This is a genomic window from Immundisolibacter sp., assembly GCF_028696615.1.
In the GTDB taxonomy this organism is placed as follows: Bacteria; Pseudomonadota; Gammaproteobacteria; order Immundisolibacterales; family Immundisolibacteraceae; genus Immundisolibacter.
The window spans coordinates 1-6,396 of record NZ_JAQVGQ010000156.1 but is presented as its reverse complement, the minus strand read 5'-3'; the positions used below and the strand labels follow the sequence as shown (position 1 = coordinate 6,396).

At 72.9% G+C, this 6,396-nt stretch carries 5 protein-coding genes and 1 pseudogene; 4 read left to right on the top strand and 2 right to left on the bottom strand.

From position 1 onward, the window contains the following. Positions 1-980 (top strand): annotated as a pseudogene (locus PHC73_RS10260) (hypothetical protein); the annotation flags it as partial. A 54-nt stretch (positions 981-1,034) separates the two neighbouring features. Beyond that, on the top strand, positions 1,035-1,925 hold the full coding sequence (locus PHC73_RS10255) for a glycosyltransferase family 2 protein (RefSeq protein WP_300127585.1): 891 nt from the start codon (positions 1,035-1,037) through the stop codon (positions 1,923-1,925). A gap of 192 nt (positions 1,926-2,117) precedes the next feature. On the opposite strand, the gene PHC73_RS10250 is transcribed toward PHC73_RS10255, so the two are convergent. After that, positions 2,118-3,134, bottom strand: coding sequence for a class I SAM-dependent methyltransferase (locus tag PHC73_RS10250; RefSeq protein WP_300127582.1), 1,017 nt, complete (start codon positions 3,132-3,134; stop codon positions 2,118-2,120). Between the two features lie 343 nt (positions 3,135-3,477). On the opposite strand from PHC73_RS10250, the gene PHC73_RS10245 reads away from it, so the two are divergent. Next, the gene (locus PHC73_RS10245; protein ID WP_366949853.1) at positions 3,478-4,332 is read left to right on the top strand and encodes a sulfurtransferase; all 855 of its coding nucleotides are present in this window, start codon (positions 3,478-3,480) and stop codon (positions 4,330-4,332) included. A gap of 12 nt (positions 4,333-4,344) precedes the next feature. On the opposite strand, the gene PHC73_RS10240 is transcribed toward PHC73_RS10245, so the two are convergent. Continuing rightward, complete coding sequence (locus tag PHC73_RS10240; RefSeq protein ID WP_300127576.1) at positions 4,345-5,361, bottom strand: lysylphosphatidylglycerol synthase transmembrane domain-containing protein; 1,017 nt, start codon at positions 5,359-5,361, stop codon at positions 4,345-4,347. 83 nt (positions 5,362-5,444) lie between these two features. Between PHC73_RS10240 and PHC73_RS10235 the strand changes: the two genes are divergently transcribed. Then, on the top strand, positions 5,445-6,396 hold a 952-nt coding region (locus PHC73_RS10235), incomplete at its 3' end, for an HAD-IC family P-type ATPase (protein ID WP_300127573.1).

Below are 6,396 nucleotides of genomic sequence, written 5' to 3'. Positions count from 1 at the left end.
CGCTGCCGGCGCTCACCGGCTGGCTGCTGGCGGCGCTGGCCGCGCTGCTGCTGCGCCGCCGCGCGCCGGTGCTGGCCTTCGGCATTGCCTGGTTCGTGGCCGGGCATGCGCTGGAATCGACCGTGGTGCCGCTCGAGATCGCCCACGAGCACCGCAACTACCTGCCGAGTTTCGGCCCGCTGTTCGCGGCCGTGTACGGCGTGGCGGCGTTTGCCCGCCACACCGGCCGCCGCCGGTTGTATGGCGCCGCCGGCGTGGCGGTGGCGCTCGCGCTCGGCTTTGCCACCTTCGGCCGGGCGGCGTCCTGGCACCGCGAGGAGACCATCATCGAGGCGCTGTACCGGCACCACCCGCAGTCCGCCGCCGCGCAGCAGATGATGGGCGAGCTGACGTTCAAGCGCCTTGGCAACCCCGCGCAGGCGGCGGCGCACTACCGGCGCGCCTACGCGCTCGCGCCGTGGGAAGCGGGCTACGCCATCCGCGCCGTGTGGGCCGGGCGCGCCGCCGGGCAGGCGCCGGATGCGGCCGAGATCGCCGCCATCGCCCGCGCGCTGCGCGACCGCCCGCTGCCGCCGACCACGCTGACCGCGCTGCAGAACCTCGCCGACTGCGCGCGCGCCGGCGAGGCGGTGTGCCGCGAGCTCGCGCCGGCGCTGCTCGACTGGCTGGCGGCGGCGGACGCCAATCCGCGCCTCACCGCCAACGCCCGCCAGCAGGTGTGGATCAACTACGGCCAGCTGTGCCTGGAAACCGACCGTTTCGACGCGGGTCTGGCCTGGGTGCGCTCGGCTTTCCGGCGCTCGCCGCAGCCGGTGTGGCGGCTGATGGAAGCCAATTTCCTGATGCTACAGGGTGATCTCGACGCCGCCGAGGCGCTGCTGGACCAGGTCGGCCGCCAGCCGGCGCTGAGCGCGGTCGACGCCGAGCACCTGCGCGTGCTGCGCGAGGCTGTCGCCAGCCGCCGCCGGGCCGCCTGCTGACCGCCGCTGCTACGCTGTGACGCCGCGGCGCTTTCCCGACACGGACCCCCACCCATGACCGACTGCGAGCTGTCCATCGTCCTGCCGGCGCGCAACGAGGCGCCGGCGCTGGAAAAGCTGCTGCCGGTGCTGCGCGAACACTTTCCGCAGGCGCAGATCATCGTCGTCAACGACGGCTCGACCGACCACACCAGCGCGCTGTGCGCGCGCTATGGCGTGCAGGAAGTGCGCCACCGCTACCGCGTGGGCAACGGCGGGGCGGTCAAGTCCGGCGCGCGGGCGGCGCGCGGGCGGGTGATCGTGTTCATGGACGCCGACGGCCAGCACGACCCGGCCGACATTGCGCGCCTGCTCACGCGCCTCGCCGACGGCTACGACATGGTGGTCGGCGCCCGCGACGGCGCCTCGCAGGCCAGCGTCGGCCGCTCGCTGGCCAACCGCCTGTACAACCGCATCGCCAGCTACATGACCGGGCAGGAAATCCCGGACCTCACGTCCGGCTTCCGGGCGGTGCGCGCGGACAAGTTCCGCGAGTTTCTGTTTCTGCTGCCGAACGGTTTTTCGTACCCGACCAGCATCACCATGGCGTTTTTCCGCGCCGGCTACGGCGTGGCCTACGAGCCGATCGTGGCCGCCCGGCGCACCGGGCGCAGCCACATCCGCCCGCTGCACGACGGCGCGCGGTTCCTGCTGATCATCTTCCGCGTGGCGACGCTGTACTCGCCGCTGCAAATCTTCGCCCCGCTGTCGGCGCTGTGCATCGCCGGCGGGCTGCTGAATTATCTGCACACCTACACCAGCCAAGGCCGCTTCACCAACGCCAGCGCGGTGCTGTTCACCACCGCCGTGGTGGTGTTTCTGATGGGGCTGATCTCGGAGCAGATCACCACCCTGCTGTACGCCGTCGCCGGCGGGCGGCGCGACGCGGACGACGCTGACGGTTGAGGCGCACAGCACCCTCTCCCGCAGGCGGCTGGACCCTCTCCCCTGCCCCTCTCCCGCAGGCGGCTGGACCCTCTCCCCTGCCCCTCTCCCGCAGGCGGGAGAGGGGGAATGGAACGGGCGGCGGCGGGGGTTGTTTTCCCCTCTCCCGCGTGCGGGAGAGGGTGGCCGCAAGGCCGGGAGAGGGTGCGCCGCTCAGCCCGGCCGGCGGGCGATGGTGACGCTGACCAGCCCCGGCGGCGGCACGGTTTGCGCATCCACGCGCAGCCCGGCCGCCTCGATCAACGCCTTCTGCTGCGCCAGCGACAGCAGCTCGTTGCCCCAGAAGCGCTCGATGAATTGCGTCATGGCGCAGCTTTTGGCCTCGCGCAGGCCCTGGGTGGTGTCCGGGTAGGGTTCGTCCACCACCAGCAGCACGCCGCCGGGTTTCAGCGCCCGCGCCGCGCCGGCCAGGATGTCGGCCCGCACCGCGGGCTGCGTTTCGTGCAGCACCTGGATGAGCGTGACCAGATCGAAGCGCGCGGCTAGGTCCACGCCTTCGGCCGCCGCCACCTGCGCGCTGACGCGCCCGGCCACGCCGGCCTCGGCAAACCGCGCGTTGGCGCGCTCGACCGAGCGCGGCTCGACGTCCACGCCCAGCAGGCGCGCGTTCGGATACGCCCGCGCCAGCGCCAGCAGCGTGCCGCCCATGCCGCAGCCCAGGTCCAGCACGTTCAGATCATCCCGCCCGGCGAACTGCGGCAGGCCGGGCAGGATGCTGGCGGCGACGAAGCCGGCGATGCCGGCGGTGACCTCGCTCACCGCCTGGATGAAGTCGGCATCGTGCTGCTGGAAGGTGTACACGTCGCCCGATTTCAGCAGCGCCGGCATGCGCTCGAAATCTCGCCCGCTGACGTGGTGGAATCCGGCCAGCGAGCCCAGATAACTGTTGTGGTCCGGGCGCGCCAGCAGCGGCGCCATGTGCTCGGCCAGGCGGTAGCGATCGCCTGCCAGGTCCAGCAATTCCAGCGCGTAGCCGGTCTGCAGGAAGTGCCGCGCGTAGTCGGCAGCCAGGCCCTGCGCGGCGGCGAACTCGGCCACCGTCACGCCGTCCGGCGCCGCCGCCAGCGCGCGGAACAGGCCGGTTTCGACGCCAAGGGCAATGAAGCGCGTGGCGTTGTAGCCGAGGTAGTAGTCGACCAGTTTGCGCATCTGCGTGATGCGGTCGGGCATGGGCTCCTCCGGTTGTTTTCGTGACGCACGACGATGGGCGTGCAAGCCAGGCAGGATAGTGCAAACGGCACCGCCGGCCTTTCGATGCAGCCCGTGCCGGCGCGGCCTGTCAAGGCAAACCAGGGATGGCTTGCCCCCACATCAAGCGCGTCAAGCGCTTGATGTGGGGGAGGCTGGTCGCGGACATGTGCCGCGACGAGCCGAGTCGAAAAAGGGCAGGAAGCCCTTTTTCAACGGCCTGTTAAAGCGCCGCATACTGGCCTAGGATTCACTACTCGACCCGGCCACAGAGCCGGGCGTAATCCCAAGGGGGCTGCGAGGAGAAGCCATGAACACACCGGCGATGGCCTGGCAAACGCTCGTCGATGTCCCCACCCTGCGCGCGGCGCTGACCGGCCGGATGCCGGTGCTGCTGGATTGCCGCCACGACCTCGCCGACCCGCAGGCCGGCCGGCGCGCCTTTGCCGAAGGCCACCTGCCCGGGGCGCATCATGTCGATCTCGCCACCGACCTGTCCGGCCCGGTGACGGCCACCTCGGGCCGTCATCCGCTGCCCGACCGCGCCGCGCTGGCGGCGCGCCTGGGCGCGCTAGGCGTCACGGCCGACCGGCAGGTGATTTGCTACGACGCCGGCGACGGCAGCTTCGCGGCGCGCGCCTGGTGGCTGCTGCGCTGGCTGGGGCACGACGCGGTGGCGGTGCTGGACGGCGGTTTCGCCGCCTGGACGGCGGCCGGTTTGCCGATCGCCGGCGGCGATGAGCAACCGGCCCGCGCCGGCGCGCCGGCCCTGCCGCTGCGTGCGCCGCTGGTGCAGAGCGTCGATGCCGACGAGGTCTTGCGCAGCCTCGGTGATGCCCGCCGGCTGCTGGTGGACGCCCGCGCCGCCGAACGCTTTCGCGGCGAGCACGAGCCGATCGATCCTGTCGCCGGCCACATCCCGGGCGCGGTGAACCGCCCGTTCAAGGCCAATCTCGGCAACGGCCACTTCAAACCGGCCGGTCTGCTGGCGGCCGAATGGCAGGCGCTGCTGCACGGCCGCCCAGTGGAGGCGCTGATCGTCTACTGCGGCTCGGGCGTGACCGCCTGCCACCACCTGCTGGCGCTGGCCCACGCCGGCATGCCGGGCGCGCGGCTGTACGCGGGCTCGTGGAGCGAGTGGTGCCGCGATGCGGCGCGGCCGGTGGAGCGCGGCGGCTGAACCCACTCCGAATCAACCGGCTCCCGGCGACGGGCGCCGCAGCTCGCGCCGTGTCAGCCACAGTCCGGGCAGCATCGGCAGCCACAGGGTGAAGCCGCGCAGCAGCACGGTGGCCGGCAGCGCCGCCGCCAGCGGCACGCCGGCCAGGCCCAGCACGGAGACGCAAGTCGCCTCGAACGTGCCAAGGCCGAGCGGCACCGGCCCCATCTCCATCACCAGGCTGGCGCACACGAACGCCGCCAGCACCAACGCCGGCGCCGGCGCCTGACCGAGCGCCCACAGCAGCACCCACAGCGTGGCGGCGTCCAACAGCACGATCGCCGCCTGCAGCCAGGCCACCGTCAGCAGCACCCGCCCGCGCAGCACGCCGGGGGCGGTGCGCGCGAGCGCGTCCAGCAGGCGCGCCACGCGCGGCGAGCGACGCCCCGGCAGCCAGCGCGGCAGGCCGCGGCCGCTCGCCACCGCCCACACCACGCCGATCAGCAGCACCGCGAAGGCGCCGTAGGCCAGCAGCAGCGCCGTCAGTGCCGGATGCAGCAGGCCGTACTGCGCCAGGGCGAGGCCGCTCAGCGCCGCCAGCAGCAGGCTGGCGAGGTAGTGGCCGATCATGCTCACCACCAGCGCCGCCATCGCCGCCGGCGCGCCGACACCGCGCCGGCGCATGGCGTGCACGAACAGGATGTTGCCGCTCATGCCGCCACTGGGCACTGCCTGATCGGTGAACAGCTTGGCCAGACTGAGCGGCACCAGACCGGCCAGCCGCGCCGGCTGGCCAAGGCGTGCCAGCACGCGCTGCCAGGCGGCGGCCGCACACACGTAAGTGGCCGCCTGCAGCGCCAGCGCCGCCGCCAGCCACGGCAGGCGCAAGCGGCGCAGCAACGCCAGCACCTCGTGGATCTCGCCCAGGCGCAGGCCCACGCCCAGCACCGCCAGCAACAGCAGGACGCCGAACAGCCAGCTGGCAACGACCAGGCGCCGGGCGCCGGCGACCGGCGGGCGGGTCACGGTGGGCGTGATGGATGCGGGCACGAACGCAGCCGGCGCAGGGCGTGGTGGTGAAGCGCCGTCACTATACTGCGCCGGCATTGCCCACCCGACCGGCGAGCCCAGCCATGTCCGACGCCCCGCGCGATGCCTACTGGTCCTGGCCGCTGGCGCGGCTGCTGCAGACCCTGTCGAGCGACCCTGCCGGCCTTCGCGCGGCCGAGGCCGCCCGGCGCCTGGCCGAACACGGCCCGAACCGCCTGCCGGACGGCCCGACGCTCGCCCCCGTGGCGCTGCTGCTCAAGCAGTTCACCGACCCGCTGGTGCTGATCCTGCTGTTCGCCGGCCTGGTGTCGGCGTATCTGCGCGAGTGGCTGGATGCCGGCATCGTGCTCGGCATCGTGATCGGCAGCGGCGGGCTTGGTTTCTTGCAGGAATACCGCGCCTTCGCGGCGGTGGCGGCGCTGCGCGAACGGGTGGCGGCGCGGGTGATGGTGCTGCGCGACGGCGCGCCGGTGAGCCTGCCGGCCGAGGCGGTCGTGCCGGGAGACGTGGTGCTGCTGGCCGCCGGCAGCCTGATTCCGGCCGACGGCGTGCTGCTGGAGGCGAAGGATTTTTTCGTCACCGAGGCGGTACTGACCGGCGAGACCTTTCCGGTCGAGAAAACGCCCGGCACGGCACCGCCGGATGCGCCGCTGGCGCAGCGCCACAACATGGTGTTCATGGGCACCTCGGTGCGCAGCGGCACCGCGCGGGCGCTGATCGTGGAAACCGGCGCGCGCACGGCGTTCGGCGCCATCGCCCAGCGCCTGCGCCGCCGCGCACCGCCGACCGAGTTCGAGCTCGGCATCCGCCGCTTCGGTGCGCTGCTCACGCAGGCCATGGTGGCGCTCACGCTGGCGGTGTTCGCCATCAACGTGTACTTCGCGCGGCCGGTGGTGGAGGCGCTGCTCTTTTCGGTGGCGCTGGCGGTGGGGCTGTCGCCGGAGCTGCTGCCGGCCATCATGACCATCACGCTCGCCCACGGCGCGCGCGCCATGGCCCGGCAGGGCGTGATCGTGCGGCGTCTGGCGGCGATCG